This is a genomic window from Alteromonas sp. 14N.309.X.WAT.G.H12 (assembly GCF_036697315.1).
GTDB lineage: Bacteria > Pseudomonadota > Gammaproteobacteria > Enterobacterales > Alteromonadaceae > Alteromonas.
The window spans coordinates 1-16,464 of sequence record NZ_JBAHZB010000042.1 but is presented as its reverse complement, the minus strand read 5'-3'; the positions used below and the strand labels follow the sequence as shown (position 1 = coordinate 16,464).

12 protein-coding genes are annotated in these 16,464 nt (G+C 47.9%); 7 read left to right on the top strand and 5 right to left on the bottom strand.

Features of this window, described 5'->3' with window-relative positions:
• Positions 1 to 185: 185 nt before the first annotated feature.
• Positions 186 to 2,480: a DNA topoisomerase IV subunit A gene (parC, locus tag V5298_RS11955; protein WP_332931678.1), complete on the top strand. Its 2,295-nt coding sequence runs from the start codon at positions 186 to 188 to the stop codon at positions 2,478 to 2,480.
• A 58-nt stretch (positions 2,481 to 2,538) separates the two neighbouring features.
• Here parC and V5298_RS11950 read toward each other — a convergent pair whose 3' ends face one another.
• The 4 genes from V5298_RS11950 to V5298_RS11935 form a co-directional block, all read right to left on the bottom strand.
• Positions 2,539 to 4,959: a TonB-dependent receptor gene (locus V5298_RS11950; protein WP_332931677.1), complete on the bottom strand. Its 2,421-nt coding sequence runs from the start codon at positions 4,957 to 4,959 to the stop codon at positions 2,539 to 2,541.
• 214 nt (positions 4,960 to 5,173) lie between these two features.
• Positions 5,174 to 6,895, bottom strand: coding sequence for a solute:sodium symporter family transporter (locus tag V5298_RS11945; protein WP_332931676.1), 1,722 nt, complete (start codon positions 6,893 to 6,895; stop codon positions 5,174 to 5,176).
• A 14-nt stretch (positions 6,896 to 6,909) separates the two neighbouring features.
• Complete coding sequence (locus tag V5298_RS11940) at positions 6,910 to 8,976, bottom strand: alpha-xylosidase (protein ID WP_332931675.1); 2,067 nt, start codon at positions 8,974 to 8,976, stop codon at positions 6,910 to 6,912.
• An 84-nt stretch (positions 8,977 to 9,060) separates the two neighbouring features.
• Positions 9,061 to 9,822 carry a sulfite exporter TauE/SafE family protein gene (locus V5298_RS11935; protein WP_332931674.1) on the bottom strand — a complete coding sequence of 254 codons (762 nt, stop codon included), beginning with the start codon at positions 9,820 to 9,822 and terminating at the stop codon, positions 9,061 to 9,063.
• A gap of 95 nt (positions 9,823 to 9,917) precedes the next feature.
• On the opposite strand from V5298_RS11935, the gene V5298_RS11930 reads away from it, so the two are divergent.
• The 6 genes from V5298_RS11930 (at position 9,918) to V5298_RS11905 (ending at position 15,600) form a co-directional block, all read left to right on the top strand.
• Positions 9,918 to 10,667, top strand: a complete 750-nt coding sequence (locus tag V5298_RS11930) for a GntR family transcriptional regulator (protein WP_332931673.1) — start codon at positions 9,918 to 9,920, stop codon at positions 10,665 to 10,667.
• Between the two features lie 227 nt (positions 10,668 to 10,894).
• Complete coding sequence (locus tag V5298_RS11925) at positions 10,895 to 11,857, top strand: aldo/keto reductase (protein ID WP_332931672.1); 963 nt, start codon at positions 10,895 to 10,897, stop codon at positions 11,855 to 11,857.
• Between the two features lie 9 nt (positions 11,858 to 11,866).
• Positions 11,867 to 12,868 carry a TauD/TfdA family dioxygenase gene (locus tag V5298_RS11920; protein ID WP_332931671.1) on the top strand — a complete coding sequence of 334 codons (1,002 nt, stop codon included), beginning with the start codon at positions 11,867 to 11,869 and terminating at the stop codon, positions 12,866 to 12,868.
• Positions 12,865 to 13,869, top strand: a complete 1,005-nt coding sequence (locus tag V5298_RS11915; RefSeq protein ID WP_416351174.1) for a YeiH family protein — start codon at positions 12,865 to 12,867, stop codon at positions 13,867 to 13,869. Before V5298_RS11920 ends, V5298_RS11915 begins: the two co-directional genes overlap by 4 nt.
• Before the next feature lie 35 nt (positions 13,870 to 13,904).
• Positions 13,905 to 15,203: a sulfite oxidase gene (locus tag V5298_RS11910; protein WP_332931669.1), complete on the top strand. Its 1,299-nt coding sequence runs from the start codon at positions 13,905 to 13,907 to the stop codon at positions 15,201 to 15,203.
• 1 nt (position 15,204) lies between these two features.
• On the top strand, positions 15,205 to 15,600 hold the full coding sequence (locus V5298_RS11905) for a hypothetical protein (protein ID WP_332931668.1): 396 nt from the start codon (positions 15,205 to 15,207) through the stop codon (positions 15,598 to 15,600).
• Positions 15,601 to 15,616: 16 nt separating this feature from the next.
• On the opposite strand, the gene V5298_RS11900 is transcribed toward V5298_RS11905, so the two are convergent.
• On the bottom strand, positions 15,617 to 16,423 hold the full coding sequence (locus V5298_RS11900; protein WP_332931667.1) for a DUF1338 domain-containing protein: 807 nt from the start codon (positions 16,421 to 16,423) through the stop codon (positions 15,617 to 15,619).
• Positions 16,424 to 16,464 lie beyond the last annotated feature (41 nt).

The window sequence follows — 16,464 nt, the reverse complement described above, 5'->3', positions numbered from 1 at the left end:
ACAAAATATTTGTCTATTAAAGCATCTCATCTGTCATTTGTACAAAACTCTCATCATAAAATGGGCGCAGAGGCGATGACGAATGTTGCATCTGTGGTACCGATACGCACATGTATTGCGAATTCAGTTGCATTGGCTCACAATGGTTTAAAAGCAGTGAACTTAAAATAAAACGAAAATAACGCATGAGCGACGAAATAATCATCAACCGAGATGGCGTTGAGCAACTACCCCTGCGCCGATTTACCGAAGATGCCTACCTGAACTACTCCATGTACGTCATTATGGATAGGGCGTTACCTCACATTTCAGACGGATTAAAGCCAGTTCAACGGCGTATAATTTATGCCATGTCCGATTTAGGACTCAGTGCTACCGCAAAATATAAAAAATCAGCAAGAACCGTAGGGGATGTGCTCGGTAAATTCCATCCTCATGGTGATTCTGCCTGTTACGAAGCCATGGTCTTGATGGCGCAACCCTTTTCATATCGTTATCCCTTGGTGGATGGACAGGGTAACTGGGGCGCACCGGACGATCCCAAATCCTTTGCTGCCATGCGTTATACCGAGGCGCGTTTATCACGATTCAGCGAAGTACTGCTCAGTGAGCTTGGACAAGGTACTGTGGATTGGATGCCCAATTTCGACGGTACCTTAGACGAGCCAAAAGTGCTGCCGGCGAGATTGCCCCACATTTTATTAAACGGCGTAACGGGTATTGCCGTGGGAATGGCCACCGATATACCGCCCCATAATGTCAGAGAAGTGGCAAACGCCTGTGCCATGTTACTGGATAACAGTAAAGCCACCTTAGATGACATCGGTGAGCATGTCTTAGGGCCGGACTTTCCCACCGATGCCGAAATTATTACGCCACGGGCAGATATTCGTAAACTGTATGAAACGGGGCGCGGCTCCATCAAAATGCGGGCAGTGTTTCATGAAGAAAATGGTGACATTGTGATAACCGCCCTGCCTCATCAGGCATCGGGCGCGAAAGTACTTGAACAGATCGCCGGGCAGATGCAGGCGAAAAAGTTACCGATGGTCAGCGACTTACGGGATGAGTCCGATCATGAGAACCCCACGCGCTTGGTGGTGACCCCCCGCTCGAATCGGGTAGATAATGAGCAGCTAATGCAGCACCTTTTTGCCACTACGGACTTGGAAAAAAGTTATCGGGTTAACCTCAACATGATTGGTCTGGATGGCCGTCCTCAGGTTAAAGATTTACGTACCATTCTTAACGAGTGGTTGGTGTACCGAAAAGACACCGTCACACGCCGGTTGCAGTATCGGTTGGACAAGGTGGTGGCGCGCCTGCATATTTTAGAAGGTTTGATGGTCGCCTTTTTAAATATCGATGAAGTGATCGAGATCATTCGTACCTACGAACGCCCGAAAGCCGAATTAATGCAGCGTTTTTCCTTATCGGATAAACAGGCTGAAGCGATTCTCGAATTAAAATTACGCCATCTCGCTAAGCTCGAAGAAATAAAAATTCGTGGCGAACAAGATGAATTGGAAGAAGAGCGTAAGAAGTTAGAAACCTTATTGGGCTCAGATCGTCGCTTAAAAACCTTAATCAAAAAGGAAATACTGGCTGACGCAGAAAAGTACGGTGATGACCGACGCTCCCCCATTGTTGTGCGCTCCGAGGCAAAAGCCTTGTCAGAAAAAGAGCTTATTCCTTCTGAGCCCGTCACTGTGGTGGTGTCTGAAAAAGGTTGGGCCCGTTGTGCAAAAGGCCACGATGTGGATGCAACCGCATTAAGTTATAAGGCGGGAGATGGCTTTTTAGCCAGTGCCAAAGGGCGCAGCAATCAGCCTGTGGTGTTTGTGGATTCTTCCGGACGCACCTTTTCCTGCGATGCGCACGGCCTGCCTTCAGCACGAAGCCAAGGAGAGCCTCTTACTGGCCGCTTTAGTGTGGTAGGTGGCGAACAGTTCACTGATGTGTTGATGGGAGAAGAAGAGCAGCGCTATCTGGTGGCTTCCGATGCCGGTTATGGGTTTGTAGGCAAATTCTCTGACATGATCAGTAAGAACAAAGCTGGGAAAGCATTTTTAACCCTTCCCTCTGGGGCTAAGGTCATGACGCCCAAACCGGTGAATGACATTGAGTCTGATTGGTGCCTTTCCATCAGCAATGAAGGGCGTATGTTGCTGTTTCCACTTAGGGATTTGCCCAGCTTATCGAAAGGAAAGGGCAATAAGTTGATTAATATTCCTGCTGCACGGGCCAAAACCCGCGAAGAATATGTCACCAGTATTGCCGTGGTGCCTGAAGGTGCGTCGGTGAGAATACAAGCCGGGAAGCGTAGCATGACCTTATCGCCGTCTGATTTAGCCCATTACTATGGTGAACGAGGACGTCGCGGGAACAAGCTGCCTCGGGGATTACAACGGGTTGATACCGTGTCTGTGGAAGTGTCACACAAAGCCAGTGATGAACCTGGCGAGGACAGTCAGGCATAACAGCAAAAAAGCCATGGGGGTTACCCCATGGCTTGCAATTATCAATGACAAGGAAGCGTTAGAACTGTGCTTTAAACGCCACGCCGAAATAACGATCGGCATCCCGTGGAACTTGATAACGGAAGTTGTCCCCACTGTAAGTAGTAACATAGCTTTCATCAAGGAGGTTTTTGGCGATAACAGAGACACGGAACGCATCTTCGTTAAAGGATAGCCCCACACTGGCATTGACCAATGAGTAATCAGGTAATAACGAGGCTGGGTTAAACTCCCCCACACTGTCTGGCAGATCCGAATATTGTTCATCGGTGTACACGTAGCTACCATTGAAGTAAACATTGAAGCCATGGCTGGTTTCAAGTACATACTCGGCAGACATTGAGTACTTTAAGTCGGGTGAAAAGGGGACATCCAAACCCGAACGGTCGGTACAAGAAGCCGGATCAACTTCCAAAGGACAATTAAATTTTTCAATTTCGGCTTTGGTATAAGCCACACCACCGATGAATGTGAGATTGTCTGTGGCATTCCACATGAAATCCACTTCCACACCCTGGGTGGTAACATCTCCGGCATTGGTTAAACGGGTGATACAGGTACCATCGGAGCAATCGAAGTTGTTGGCTTGGAAGCCTTCGATGTCGGTGCGGAACAAGGCGAGGTTAAACAATATGTCTCGACTTGCATATTTATAACCGATTTCATAGGCATCGGATTCTTCTGCACCAATAGGGTCGCCATCAACGTCGGGATCAAAGTTGTAATAAACATTGAAACCTGGGCCTTTGTAACCCTGAGAGTAGGTGGCATAGACCATTTGACCGCTGGCAATATCATATTGAATGCCTAATCGGCCGGAAACATTGCTTTCATCGGTACTGCCCTGGCTATCAGTATCAAGGGTCGCAGGACGAACCCCAACACCTGTGCGGCCATATTCGTCGTTATTAACACGGCGATGGGTATAAGAAACTTCATCGTTGGTATAGCGTAAGCCAAAGATCAAACGCAGATCGTCGTCGATATCGTAAGTTCCATCACCATATACCGCCCAGTTGTTAAACTCTGAACTCATGTATGCCGTGGCCGAAACAATATCGTTAGCATTACAGGTCACACCCAGTGCTGAGGCATAGCTATCAAGATCAGATAGCGCCGCGGTAAGGTCATCGCCGGTTAAATTGTTTTCTGCATAATAGGCTAAGGCAGTATCAAGCTGACCGGCGTTGTTTTGGCAGCTTGCTTCACGGGTAAAACTGCGTTGTGAATCCATGTTCCAATAGAACAAACCCGCAAGATAATTAAAGGGGCCATCTAAATTAGAGGCCATACGGAATTCTTGGGAGAACTGACTCCATTGTTGCGGACCTACGTCATGCAATAGGAACTGCGCATCAAATACGGGCTCACTGCTGTCACCGGCGGTGGAAGTAAAGTCACCTTCACGGTATTCCGTGTTATCCCATGAGCGCTGTGCGGTAATGGAGGTAAAGGTATAATCACCAATGGTTTTATCGACTTGAACAGAAAACGCCGAATGTTTATCAATGGTGCGGGATTCAAAATCATGATCAATTTGACGTTGTTCAAGGTCAAGATCGGCAACCCCATCCACAATACCATCACTATTCGGTGCTGCTTTAGAATCCGTGTTGCGCCCACTGGGTAGGAGTTCTAAATCGGCGCAGCAATCATCATCGGCATTATAAAATTCGGCAATGAATTTCACTTCCATATCATCGGCTGGCTCGTATAGGAATACGGCCCGTGCGCCTTCACGGTCATAGCCGTTGACCATTTCATTGTTGTACACATTTTTGATGTAACCGTCGAACTTACCTTGGAAAACAGTCAGGCTGGCAGCCAGGTTATCGGTTAATCCGCCGCTGATGGTGCCTTTAAGACGGTATTCATTGTCCTGATAAAATTCGGTGGACAGGCTGCCGCTGACATCGTATGTAGGATCTTTGGTGGTGATATTCACCGCACCGGCGGAGGCATTTTTACCAAACAGGGTGCCTTGGGGACCGCGCAATACTTCAATACGATCCACATCGTACAAATCGGCAAAGGCTTGGCCTGAGCGGCCTAGTACCACGCCATCAACCACAGTGGCAACACTGGGCTCGGCAGCAATACTAAAGGAAATGGTACCAATACCCCGAACGGTTAAAGCTGAGTTACGGGTGGTGGTCCCTTTTCGAAAACTTACTGAAGGCACTAACGTTTGAAGGTTTTCTACATTGTTAGCGAAGGCGGATTCAATCTGGCTCCCGCGCAATACCGATACCGCTACCGGGACATCACTGATACTTTGGACGCGTTTTTGCGACGTAACAACAATCTGTTCAAAAGACTGTTCATCATCGGTTTGCTCGGTGGTGGTGTCTTGTTGGGCATAACTATGGGTGCTAAGCAGTAATCCGGACGTCATTGCCAGGGAAATTGCCCGACTTAGCTGTGACCTTCTTGTATTCATGTTCTTCTCCAGGGGTTGCTTTAATCGTTCCTTGCCTGCCAAAGATATGCGGGATGGGAACACTGTTTTTATGTTTATGGAGGGCGCGTTCACGCCTTCCATGGGTCAATGCTATCTTGCATCTGTTGTCTTATATAAGAGTTATAAATTAAACAATTGTCACGTGCTTTGCAAACAAAATGTAAAATAAATGTATTTTTTGTGTTTGTGTGCGCTATTCAGTAGCCAATTGCTTTAGGCCAAGCTCGTACCGTTTGCGCCACCATTTCATGCTGAGGCTGATTGCCACTATGCAGGTGATCCAAACTGCAACTAATGCCGGGTAGAAGAGATCGCTAAGACCGCCGACAAAACCGATGGGGGAAAACATGAGATACAGTGTTGTGATAAGCCCTACCAGAATAATGGCGCAAGGAATTGCATAGGGCCAGGGTGTCATATTCACTGCCGCTTTAGGCTCGAAATGCCACGGCGTTGACATGGGTTTTAGGCGGCCGATGGCTAACATAATTGCCAGTTCGATGGCGAATAAAATGGCGTAAATATGGATGAAATTAATCTCTACTTCCCATACAAATTGCAGCAGACCGTAGGCAATGATGTGAAAAATAATCGCGACCTTTGCTGCCAGCGCGGGAACCCGTTTGGTAAATAATCCGACGATGACGATGGTGATCACTGGAATATTATAGAAACCGGTAAATATACGAATGATTTGCCACAACCCTTCTGGTGCAAACATCAGTAGTGGTGCGGTCACAAAAGACAGTACGGCAATAATCAAACTGGTGATCTTAGCCACACGAATGAGTTTGGCATCATCCACCTTGTCCTTTTTGAAAGGCTTATAGACATCCAGACAAAATAAGGTAGCAGCACTGTTCAGTAGCGAATTAAAAGAGCTGAATACAGCGCCCAACAGCACGGCAAGGAAAAAGCCAGATAAGTACTGGGGCAAGACCTCTTTAACCAGATGGGGGTAGGCTAAATCGATGGTTTGTAGGTTTTCGTCCTGATAAAGGTGGTAGGCAATAACCCCCGGCAACATCATTAAAAATGGCACCAGTACTTTAAAGTAACCGGAAAACAAGACCCCTTTTTGCCCTTCTTCTAAGTTCTTCGCGCCCAACGTACGTTGAATAACATATTGATTGGTGCCCCAGTAAAAGAGGTTCGCCAAGATCATACCGGTAAACAGGGTGCCGAAAGGCACGGGATCGTCAGCCCCACCGATGGCATTGAGTTTTTCTGTTTCGGTAGTTGCGATAGTGGTTAACCCATGGGTAAAGCTACCATCACCTAAGGCGATAAGCCCTAATACCGGCACAAGAATACCCACAATGAGTAAGCCAACGCCATTAATGGTATCTGACACCGCCACCGCTTTTAGGCCACCAAAAATGGCGTATAAAGCGCCCACGGTGCCCACCACCACAATAGTAAAAATCAAACTGGCTTGATAACTGAGATTTAATAGACCGGGCACGTCAAACAACCGCAATACGGCGATGGAACCTGAATACAGCACTGACGGGATGGTGACCAATGAATAACCCACCATAAACAACACCACTGTCATACGACGGACGCTGTCGTCAAAGCGGTCACGGAGAAATTCAGGCAGGGTCGAGAAGGCCCCCGCCAAATAGCGAGGGAGGAAGACCAGCGCCATAATGATTGTGGATATACCTGCGGTGACTTCCCAGCCCATGGCACTGAGGTTAAAACCAAATGCAGAGCCATTTAACCCGATGAGCTGTTCGGCTGACAGGTTGGTTAAAATCATCGAGCCCGCGATAAAGGTACCGGTAAGCCCCCGTCCTGCCAGAAAATAACCGTCCTGGGTGTTCACTTCTCCTTTGGTTTTTAGGTAAGAAATCACGGCAACCAGTGCCATACACGCCATACAGGTAAGCAGAGTCAGAGTAATATCCATCAGTCAGGCTCCGTTTACTTCGGCCAGTAGGTCAAAGAAGACATATCCATGTCTGTGTGCATAACCTCAGGGCCAAGGGGAATTTGCTTACCTTTACGGATAAACACTGCCATATCTTCCAGTGCCAGGGTTTCCTCATAGTATTGTTGGCCCTGATATTCTTCGTTGCTGTGCATGCTAGTCCATTGGCCTTCGGGAAGATAAAACTTCACCTTGCCGCCGGGGACAACACAAGGCACCACAAGAAGGTCGTCACCACACATAAATTGTTGTTCAAATTGTCGCGCCAAGGGGTCGCCAGGGAAGGCGAGGGCCATGGCCCGTTGCACGGGAAGGCCGGTCTGGGAGGCTTGTTTGGCCGTTTCTTTAAGATACGGAATTAACTGGTAACGTAATTTCAGTGCAGCAAAAACCGCTTTGGCAGCGTCGTCACCATAGGACCAGGGTTCGCGAGGACCGATGCCGTGTAGTCGCATATGAGCGGAAAAGACCGAGGCCTGCGCCCAACGGACATACAGTTCAGCATCACGGGTATCTTTATAGAATCCGCCGATGTCGGTGGCGAAAAACGGACCGCCAGACATTCCCCAAGACAAGCTGCCTCGAATACTGGCCGCTAGCCCTTGCCAATCAGCTTGAGGGTCGCCGCCCCACTGAGAGGGATAGCGCTGACTGCCTGTCCATGCGGAACGGCTAAATAAAAATGGGCCGGTTTTACAGTATTTTTCTGCGGCTTCGTAAACACAACGGTTGTACAGCATACTGTATACGTTATGCAGTCGTATGCCTGAGTCGCCGCTATAGGACAACATGTTGTCGTCTTCAAGTTGTTCGCCGAAATCGGCCTTGATCATATCAATACCCAGATCGAACAGCGGCTTATGGGATTCCCGCCAGAACGCAAAGGCATCTGGGTTGGTAAAATCTAAAATACCGGAATCTGGCAGTGGGGTGAGCACTTCGCCAAAGGGGCTTAAATCCCATTCGTAGCGATAAGCTTCACCGGTGCGTTTATCTTTAATCAGCCAGCCATTTTCAGCGGCCCGTTTAAACAAGGGGTTTTTCACTGAGATCATGGGGTATTCCCAAACACAGATTTTAAACCCGAGTTCTTTAAGTTGGTCGATAACCGGTTTGGGATCGGCGTAGCGGGTGGGATCCCATTCAAAGGCAAAACGGGTATCCGTATCTTGCCAGGCGCGGCCATCTAAGGTAATGACATCACAAGGCATGTTCTTATCACGCACTTCACGGGCCACGGCGAGTAATTCTTCGGCATCTTTGTAATAGGCTTTAGAAAGAATAACGCCCAGGCTCCATGTGGGGGGCGTTGGCGCAAAGCCGGTAAGTTCGCTGTAAGTACGAACGCTTTGTGCCGGTGATTCACAGTGATAAATAAAGACATCTAGTTCGCTGTCTTCAACAAGGCACACATAGGCTCGCTGTGACCACAACGCATAGCCTACGCCGTGAGTTACTGGTGCTGGCGTATGAACAAACAAGTTCCACCCTTCAGGGCTCCAGGCATAGGGGGTATTTTTGTAAGATTTTTCTGCATTGACCCCAAGGGCATCGTGATTAAACGAGCGGATCAACTGACCCCGTTTATCCAGTTTCCCCCATTTTTCACCTAAACCGTAAACGCCCTCGTCATAACCCAACTCCAAACAAATTAACCAGCCGTCAGCGGTTTTAGCAAAGGGGGGTAAACGATGTTGGCGCACAAAGTGACCATCGGTGGCGCTTTGCTGAACCAGTGTGCCTTGCTTGTATAATTTAAAGTGCAAAGGCGCACTAAACAGCTCTAGACGATAATCACCACCGGTAACGGTGATGTTTTCATCGGTGGTGGTCAGTTGCAGCGCTTCGTTGACGGGCGTTCCGCTAAGCATGCCATAAACCGCCTGCTCGTCGTTTGTTGTCTGAATGCGAAGACCGAATTGACTAATGGAAAAATACAGTGGGCCGAATTGGGTGGGGACGGCTACCCTTTCTGGAGCCTCTAAAAACGCGGGCGCGCTAATATCGGCGGGCTCTATGGCGTTCCAATCGGGTTCATTTACGCAGAAATTCTCACTCATTATTCATTACTCACTATGTCTTGTATAAGACATAAGTTAATGAAATGTAATTTCTGTGTCAATAAATAAATGTTTTGTTGACGTCTATAACAAGATTATTGGGCTATATTTTACAATTAACGTGATGCCGCTAAAAGAAAGCATAACAAGGGCAATACGTCTGACAACTTGGGGAGACAGTTTATGGGACAAATAGCGCCCGAGTTGGGTAGAGATCATCACAACGGGTAATGCAATTAAGGTTGAGAGCAGGGTGATTTGTGAGGGCAATGTGCCAAAGGGCACCATGGCAAGCCGAATAACGGCCGTTACACTGAATACCGCCAATAAGGTAAACCGAATTTCATTTACGGGCCACCGTTGACGGTAGCACTGAAAGACCACGGGGGGCCCAAAGGTAGAAAACATACCGCCCAACAGGCCGCCAATGGAACCCGCGACGGCAAAACCCCATGCACGACCTGACGGGGTGGCATTTTTCCTGCGCAGCATAAGTAAAGCGCAACAAAAGAGGATGGCAACACCTAGCAAGATGTTTAACCAGGCCGATAATCCGGCGGATAGCAGCTCCAAGATGGCAAAGCCTACGGCCATAAATGGGATGCCAGGCAGCAGAATATACATAAACGCCCGACGATTGACCTGATGGAGGTTTTTAAACACCAGTGTGGAGGAATTAAAGAGCCCTAAGGCACTGACAACAAAGGTGGTGGCGGTTAGCGGAAGCAGGTTAAACAGGGTAAAACTGGAAACCACCAACAGGCCAAAACCAAAGCCGCTTAAGGTTTGCAGGAGCGTGGCAAATCCGATAAAGAACAAAATGGGTATCAGTATTTCTAGTTGCATTGCCGAACACACCTTTGGTATATGAATATTATAAACAGTGGGTTATGTATCTTGTATATGGTATAAAATGAAAATCAGCTTTCGGTTATGGTTTTATGACAACATCTCAATTCGATCATAAATTAAGCGGGCCAAGTCTCGCCTTTCAGCCTCTTTATCAGCAGGTGGCTGAGTACATCAAACAGCTTATCGTAGAGCGTCGATGGCAACCGGGTGAAATGCTACCCAGTGAATTTCGTCTGGCGGACGAATTTAAGGTTAGCCAAGGAACGGTGCGTAAAGCATTAACCTTGTTAACCGATACCAAAATCGTCACTCGTCGGCAGGGTGTGGGTACCTTTGTTTCTGAACATACCGCACAAGATGCTCTGTTCCGGTTTTTCCCCCTGCAAGCGGATGGCGGCGGGGCCGAACTGCCAAAAGCTGAGCTGTTAAGTGTTGAAGTTGAATCGCCCAATACCGCAGTGCAAAAAGCCCTGCAAATTAAGGCCAAAGAAAAAGTCACCAAACTTACCCGTCGGCGCATTCTCAATAATGAATTTTGTATGGTAGAAACCATTTATCTGCCTAACACTTTTTTCCCGGATATCGCCAAACGCAAGGATATCCCGCACACACTGTATCACTTCTATCAAACAGACTATAACCAAACGGTACTTAAGACACAGGACAGTATTAAAGCCAAACTTGCCAGCGAAGAAGAGGCCGCGTTACTCAATATCAAATGCAGTGAGCCTCTACTGGCAGTAACCCGGGTTACAGAATCCTTGGAAGGCAAGCCTATTGAATACCGGGAAAGCATGTGTCGAAGCGATCACTACCATTATCAGGTTGAGCTAGACTAACCCACCGCTTATCCAACGAACTTCGTTTTCCATCCACTCACTTTCGTTTTTCCCTATGGAAGGGGCGATTTTGTCGCGCCTACTCCCCGTGTTTTTACGCCTTATTCCCACTTTTTTCATGTCATAACGGTTAATTTGTTAACAGTTTGTTGACATGGCTTGCTCTCTATAATAACTTATGTCTTATACAAGACTAAAGTGTTTATTTAGAATATAAGGTCAATTTCATGAAAATGTTAGAAAAGATCCCTGAAGTCGGATTCGGTTTTTGGAAGGTAGATAAAGATGTATGTGCCGAAACCACTTACCAAGCCATTAAAGCAGGCTACCGTCATCTTGATTGTGCAACAGACTACGGCAACGAAAAGGAAGTGGGCGAAGGGATAAAACGGGCCATTGACGAAGGCCTTTGCTCACGGGAAGAGCTGTGGGTGACATCCAAGTTGTGGAATACCTTTCATGCGCCGGAACATGTGCCCTTAGCATTAACCAAGACCTTGGAAGATTTGCAACTGGATTACCTGGATCTTTATCTCATCCATTTTCCCATTGCGCAAAAATTTGTGCCCATAGAAACCCGTTACCCGCCAGAATGGTTCTATGATCCCCAAGCCAGTACACCTGAAATGGTGATGGCTCCCGTCCCGCTTTATAAAACATGGGAAGCGATGGAAGGCTTGGTGGAAGATGAAAAAGTACGTCAAATTGGCGTATGTAACTACAATACGGGCTTGCTTCACGATTTGATGTCCTATGCCCGTATCAAACCTTCCATGTTGCAAATCGAATCCCATCCTTATCTTACTCAGGAACGCTTAATTCGTCTGGCAAAAGATTATGGTCTTGCCGTTACTGCGTTCTCGCCGTTAGGCGCCTTGTCTTATTTAGAGCTGGAAATGGCCGATCAGACAGAATCTGTATTGGAACAAGAGGTTGTAAAACAAGCGGCCGCAAACCACAACAAAACCCCGGCGCAGATTGTGCTGAGATGGGGTGTACAGCGTGGTACAGCCATCATACCTAAAACGTCCAAGATCGCGCGGATGAAAGAAAACTTGGCGATTTTTGATTTTTCATTAACGGATGAAGAAATGGCGGCCATCTCGGCGCTGAATATTAATCGTCGATTTAATGATCCCGGTCATTTCTGCGAAGCCGCATTCAACCGATTCCACCCTATTTACGATTAGGAGACGACTATGAACAATACTATTCATTACGCAAAAGTGGCAACACAACACCATTACAATAATGATGTCTTTCCTGAAATAGTGGTGAACGATGGAAGCTGTAAAACAGTCGCTGAAACGGTGGCATTTATTCAGCAAAATCAACAGGCGTTGGAAGCGCGGTTAGATAAAGCCGGTGCGCTCTTGTTTAGAGGGTTCCCCATCGATTCAGCAGAAACCTTTGATGTGTTTTCCCAAGGTTTTGGTTACCCGAATTTTACCTATCAGGAATCACTGTCAAACGCAGTGAGAATCAACTTTACTGAGCGGGTGTTTACCGCTAACGAGGCGCCAAAAGAAGTGGAAATCTTCTTGCATCATGAAATGGCACAAACGCCCATTTCGCCTAGCAAACTGTTTTTCTTTTGTCAGTCGGCAGCAGAAAAAGGCGGTGCTACTCCGCTATGTCGCTCGGATATGTTATTTGCTGAGCTGGAAAAAGAAGATCCCAGCCTGGCCAATACATTTAAAGAGAAGGGCGTAAAATATACCACCACCATGCCGGCGGCCAATGACGCAAATTCTGGCCAAGGACGAAGCTGGAAGAGCACCCTTAGCGTTGAAACCAAAGAAGCCGCAGAACAAAAGCTCAAAGAGCTGGGGTATAGCTGGAAGTGGTTAGATGATGGCAGCTTGTGCGCTATCACTCCGGTTTTACCTGCGGTGATTGAATTATCTGATGGCTCCCATGCTTTTTATAACCAACTAATTGCGGCCTACCTTGGCTGGAAAGGGGTACGTGAAAATCCGTCATCTGCGATCACTTTTGGTGATGGTACGCCCATTCCCAAAGACGGTCTTGAACGCATCGCCCAGTTATCTGAACAATTTACTTTTGATCTACAGTGGCAAGACGGCGATGTGGCCATTGTTGATAATTATCGCACCATGCACGGTCGTCGTCCCTATTCGGGGGAGAGAAAGCGTCAGGTGTTGGTTGCACTTGTGGCATCACAAACGCCTATCTCATGACTGCCTTAGTGACAAAGTGGAAGCAATGCTGGCCGGGATTGGGCGTTGCATCGATTACCGGCATGGCCGCTTTGTTTCTTAGTGAGCATTACGGTGCCCCAGCAATGCTGTTTGCATTGCTGTTGGGCATGGCGGTTTCCTTCTTGTATCAACAAGACAGCCCTTGTTCTTGCGGCATTGATTTCGCTGCTACCACGCTACTTCGCACCGGCGTGGTTTTACTTGGGTTACGTATTGCCTTAGGTGATCTTGTGGTACTTGGATGGGAAACAGCACTGGTACTGGCGTTGGCTATTTTTACCACCATTTTATTGGGCGTTTTTTTAGCGAGAGCGCTGGGCTTTCAGAAGCGATTTGGCGCCCTGACGGGAGGCTCGGTATCCATTTGCGGTGCCTCGGCGGCGCTTGCGATTTCGACTATTCTACCGGCGGGAAAAAACCATGAACGGGATACCCTGTTGACCGTGATTGGGGTTACCGCCATGTCCACCATTGCCATGATCCTCTATCCCATCATCGCCCAACAATTGGGATTAACCGAGACCCAGTCCGGTATCTTTATTGGTGGCACGATCCACGATGTGGCTCAGGTTGTGGGGGCAGGCTATTCCATTTCCGATGAAGCGGGTGATTTGGCAACCTTGACCAAATTGGTGCGGGTAGCAATGCTCATGCCTGTGGTACTCATTATGATGGTTGTTATTAAGCATCACTTCAAGCGTAAAAATATAGAAGCGGATGGTCAGGTACCCAAATTGCCTTTGTTTTTGGTGGGATTTGTGGTGCTAATGCTAGTGAACAGCTTTTTCACCTTACCAGAGGCTCTGACCTCAGGAGCCTCGGATATTTCCCGCTTTTTTCTGGTGGTGTCAATAACGGCAATCGGCATGAAGTCGAATCTTGGGAAATTGGCTGAAGTTGGCGTGTTGCCCATTGTACTTATCGTTACTGAAACGGTGTGGATAGCATTATTAATATTAGGTTACCTGTGGTGGCGCTAACGGCCTACCACCCGTAGGATTCAGGGAGTATTACCATGTCAAAACGGGGCATACATCAGTTGTACAGCAAAGATCCCATAGCTGCCGATAACACTGTTTTTGGGCGCACATCCCATGGGGTGTCCCGCCGCGGGTTTCTCAGTGGGCTTAAAACGCTCACCGCTCTATTAGGCGCGGAAGTGGTGTACAGTCAGTTTATGCCCGCAGGGCTCATCCCGGCTGCCTTTGCGCAGTCAGATAATCCCTTTTCCATACCGGGAAAAGAGGGGTTGACGATATTAAATGATCGGCCTATTAATGCCGAAACACCCGCCCATCTCTTGGATGATAGGGTGACACCGGCGAAACACTTTTTCGTGCGTAATAATGGATTACCCCCTGAAAATGTGGATCTCTCATCTTGGACACTGACCATTGAGGGAGAGTCGGCAGCCCAATCAAAAACCTTTACCCTTGATGAGCTTAAACAGAATTTTAAACATTATACCTACCAACTGACGTTGGAATGTGGTGGTAATGGTCGCGCTGAGTTTGCGCCTGCCGCCACAGGAAATCAGTGGTCAACCGGTGCCGTGGGTTGCCCAAGTTGGACGGGAGTGCGGTTAAAAGACGTGCTTTCTGCCGTGGGGGTAAAATCTGACGCGGTATATATTGGTTATTATGGCAAGGATCAACACCTTAGCCGTACACCGGGTAAAGAAGCCATCTCCCGTGGTGTGCCTATCAGTAAGGCCATGGAAGATGAATCTTTAATTGCCTGGCAGATGAACGGTGAGCCCTTGCCGGCCATGAACGGCTATCCCTTGCGCTTGGTCTTTGGTGGTTGGCCTGCGTCGACTTCAGGTAAATGGCTGTCTAAAATTGTCATTCGAAACAAGGTGCATGATGGAGCCAAAATGGGCGGAAAAGCGTATCGCTTACCGTGCGAACCGGTGGCGCCGGGCACCAGTGTTCCTGACTCGCAAATGTGCATAATTGAAGCTATGCCAGTGAAATCCCTGATCACCTATCCCCGTTCGGGCATTGTGCATAAGCAGGCCCAATCGCTGGAAGTCCGGGGACATGCTTGGTGTGGTGAAGCGGCCGTCAAGGCAGTGTTTACGTCTATCGATTTTGGTCAAACCTGGCAGCAGGCATCGTTAACCAAACCGGTGAATCGTCATGCATGGCAGCACTTTACCTCCAAGGTTCGCTTTCCTCAAAAAGGGTACTATGAAATATGGGCTCGGGCGGTGGATGAAAATGGCCGTTCGCAACCAATGGTGTTACCGGGGTGGAATCCAAAAGGGTATTTAAACAATGCCTGCCACCGTATTGCATTAAAGGCGGTGTGAGATGAAGATCATGGATCGCCTTCATGGGGGAAAGGCGTTATTGGCGGTGCTACAAACCAGTCTGTTTTGTGTCTGCGCTAGCTATGGGGGAGACAGTTATGCCGCATCAACGGCGTTACCCCCAAAGGACGAAAATGGTTTAGTAAAGGCCGAGGGCTATCAACTGGTTAAAGCACATTGTAGTGCGTGTCATTCTCCCTCGCTGATTGTGCAAAATCATATGCGCAGAGAACGCTGGTTGGAAACCATCCGTTGGATGCAGGCCACACAAAAGTTGTGGCCTTTAGGAGAGGCAGAACCGGCGATCCTGGATTATCTTGAAACCTGGTATGGTCCGAAAACCCAGTATCGGCGCCCCCCATTACCAGAGGCGCTGATGCCACCGAAAACGCAATAAACCCATAAGGCTAGGTTTATTTGGCGTTGGTACTTTCGAAAATTTTATCTGCCGAGGCGGCGACAAAACCCTGGTAGAGACGACCATCTGGCATGGCATAACGCTGGGCAAACTCGTAGAAACACGATGGTATGACTAACTTTTCATCGTCCATGGTGACTTCGGCTTTATCGGCCATGGTGGACGATTGAGCCAGAAAAACCTCTTTGCCGCCTTTGATTTCACCGCCTGACGTATTCAGTACAAACCCCGCTTTTTTCAACAGCGCATTCACTGCTTCTAAGGATTGGACTTGTTCGAGATAGTTCACGCTAACGGTAAAATGATTAGCTTGGAATCCCCAGGCTGCAAGCCAGGCGGCATATTCCGATTCACTCAGTAGCGTTTCGTAGTCGTCCTTGCTTAAACGCCAGTGACGATCAGAATACAGGAAGTCATCATTGATGACGACATTGGCATCCATTTGCGCCACTAAATCCAAGATAATACCTTGTGCGGTATCTGATAATTCCGCTACCCGTAATTCACTTATAAACACCTTGGGTTTGGTTTCATCGGGATGTTCAAAATGTTGGGCAGTAAGCTTTTTGGCTTCAAAGTTGTAATGGCCTTTTGCTTGGTAACCGAGGGCAAGAAAATGGGCCGCTAGTTTATCTAAGGCGGTTTTCTCCAAATTAAAGGTTCTAAAGGCCACGTGGTCGTTGACAATTTGATCACTGGATTCTTCACCGGCCAACAAGGCGTGAATTTTATGCGCCGAGGGCGTGATAGAAACGTATTTTTCCCACAAACAGGAAAATAATGTATCTACATCTTTATGCATAAGAATAAGACTCCTTGGTGTTTACAGTGTTAAACCAGGAC